Source organism: Cellulomonas algicola (assembly GCF_003851725.1).
Classification (GTDB): domain Bacteria; phylum Actinomycetota; class Actinomycetes; order Actinomycetales; family Cellulomonadaceae; genus Cellulomonas; species Cellulomonas algicola.
In genome coordinates this window covers 1-2,086 of record NZ_BHYL01000432.1, presented here as the reverse complement: position 1 = coordinate 2,086, position 2,086 = coordinate 1, and the positions used below count along the sequence as shown (strand labels likewise).

Annotated in this window: 2 protein-coding genes; both read right to left on the bottom strand. The window is 70.4% G+C overall.

Annotation, left to right across the window (positions count from 1 at the left end; all coding sequences use genetic code 11):
- Nucleotides 1-51 precede the first annotated feature (51 nt).
- A complete protein-coding gene (locus CTKZ_RS20450; protein ID WP_124344623.1) occupies nt 52-1,035 on the bottom strand; it encodes a carbohydrate ABC transporter permease in 984 nt (327 codons plus the stop codon).
- Nucleotides 1,032-2,003 carry a carbohydrate ABC transporter permease gene (locus tag CTKZ_RS20445; RefSeq protein WP_200829861.1) on the bottom strand — a complete coding sequence of 324 codons (972 nt, stop codon included), beginning with the start codon at nt 2,001-2,003 and terminating at the stop codon, nt 1,032-1,034. The genes CTKZ_RS20450 and CTKZ_RS20445 overlap by 4 nt, the downstream gene beginning before the upstream one ends.
- Nucleotides 2,004-2,086: the final 83 nt, after the last annotated feature.

The following is a 2,086-nucleotide window of genomic DNA, read 5'->3' as shown; positions in this document are numbered from 1 at the left end:
GGGGTCGCCGCCGCCGTGATCCTGATCCGACAGCACGTCAGAAAAACGTCGTTAGCCCTTGACCGCTCCCCCGAGCCCCGCACCCCGCAGGAACATGCGCTGGAAGACGAGGAACATCGCGATCGGGATGAGCGTCGAGATCGCGAGCGCGGCCATGAGCGTGCCCTTGTCGACGTTCGCCATCGACTGCAGGTAGACCGACAGCGGCTTGACCGTGTCCGACTTGAGGACGAGGAAGGGCCACAGGAAGTCCTTCCACGACGCGATCACCGCGAACACGGAGACGACGCCGATGATCGGCTTGCTCATCGGCAGGACGATGCTGCGGAACAGCCGGAACGGTCCGGCGCCGTCCATGCGGGCGGCCTCGAAGATCTCGCGCGGCAGCGAGTCGAAGAACCGCGCGACGAGCACCACGTTGAACGCGCTGGCCCCGGCGGGCAGCCACACCGCGAGGTAGCTGTTGATGAGGCTCGGCCCGACCGGCGGGTCGACGACGATCTTGTAGAGCGGCACGAGCAGCACGACCGCGGGCACGAACAGCGTCGCGAGCACCGCCCAGTTGAGGGCCCGCGCCCACGCCGGCCGCAGCACCGACAGCACGAACCCGCCGGTCGTCGCGACGACGACCTGCACGAGCCACGAGCCCAGGGCCACCCACACGGTGTTCATGAAGAACTGGCCGATGTGGTACCTGTTCCACGCCATCTCGACGTTGTGCGTCGTCGCGCCGTTCGGGAAGAACGCGAGCGGCGTGCTCTGGATGTCCTGCGTCGGCGTGAACGCGAACGTGCCGAGCAGCAGCAGCGGGCCGAGGCACCACACGACGAGCAGCACGAGCAGCAGGAGGTGCATCGTGCGCCACGTGTGCTTGACGAGCGGGCGGCGCCAGTCCGCGGTCGACAGCGCGCCGCGCTCGCCGGAGTCGACGACGAGCCGCCGACGGCCGAGCCGCCGCGGGGGTGCGTCGACGGGGGCCGGCGCGACCACGGCCTGCGCGGGGCTCGGGGACGACGGGGTCTGCACGGTGGTCACGACTGGCTCCAGCTGCGGGTCAGGCGGAAGTAGACGAGCGACAGCACGGCGAGGACGACCGCGAGGAGCAGGCTGAGCGCCGTCGCCTCGCCGAAGCTGTTGCCGATCGACGTGAACGCGAGCTGGTAGACCCACAGCATCACGGTCAGCGTCGCGTGGTTCGGGCCGCCGTTGGTGAACAGGAACGGTTCGAGGAACACCTGTGCGGTGCCGATGACCTGCAGGATCAGGGTGATGAACAGCACGCCGCGCAGGTGCGGCATCGTCACGTGCCACACCTTGCGCCACACCGACGCGCCGTCGACCTCGGCCGCGTCGTAGAGCTCCGACGGCACGCCGATCAGGGCGGCCAGGTAGATGATCACCGTCCCGCCGGCGGCCGCCCACGTCGCCTCGAGCACGAGCGACGGCATCGCCATCGCCTGGTCGTTGAGCCACGAGTACGGCCCCAGGCCGACCCAGCCGAGGATCGTGTTGAAGACCCCCTGCGGGCGCGGGTCGTAGAAGAACTTCCACAGCAGCACAGCGACGACCGGCGGCACGACCACCGGCAGGTACGCGAGCACCGAGTACAGGCCCTTGCGCCGGCGCAGCTCGCTCATGAGCACGGCGCCCACCAGCGGGATCGGGTACCCGAAGACGAGCGCGAGCAGCGCGAACCACGCGGTGTTGCGCACGACCTTCGGCAGCAGCGGGTCCGCGAAGATCGCCTGGAAGTTCTCCAGCCCCACGAACGTCGGCGGGTCGATGAGGTTCGTCTGCTGGAAGCTCATCACGACGGCCGAGACGATCGGCCACCACGAGAAGACGCCGAAGACCAGCAGCAGCGGCAGCGCGAAGACGAGGGCGGACAGCCCGCCGCGGCGTGCCCACGTGAGCGGGCTCCGGCCCGGCACGCGAGGCGCGGGGCGCCCGGCGCGTGCGGTGCCGCGCGGGCGGTCGGTGAGGACGGCGTCGTCCGTGGTCATGAGGCCCTTCCTGGTGGTCCGGGGGTCCGGGGGTCCGGGGGCCGCGGGCGACGACCCGCGGGTCCGGGGTTCCGTGGCGGTGG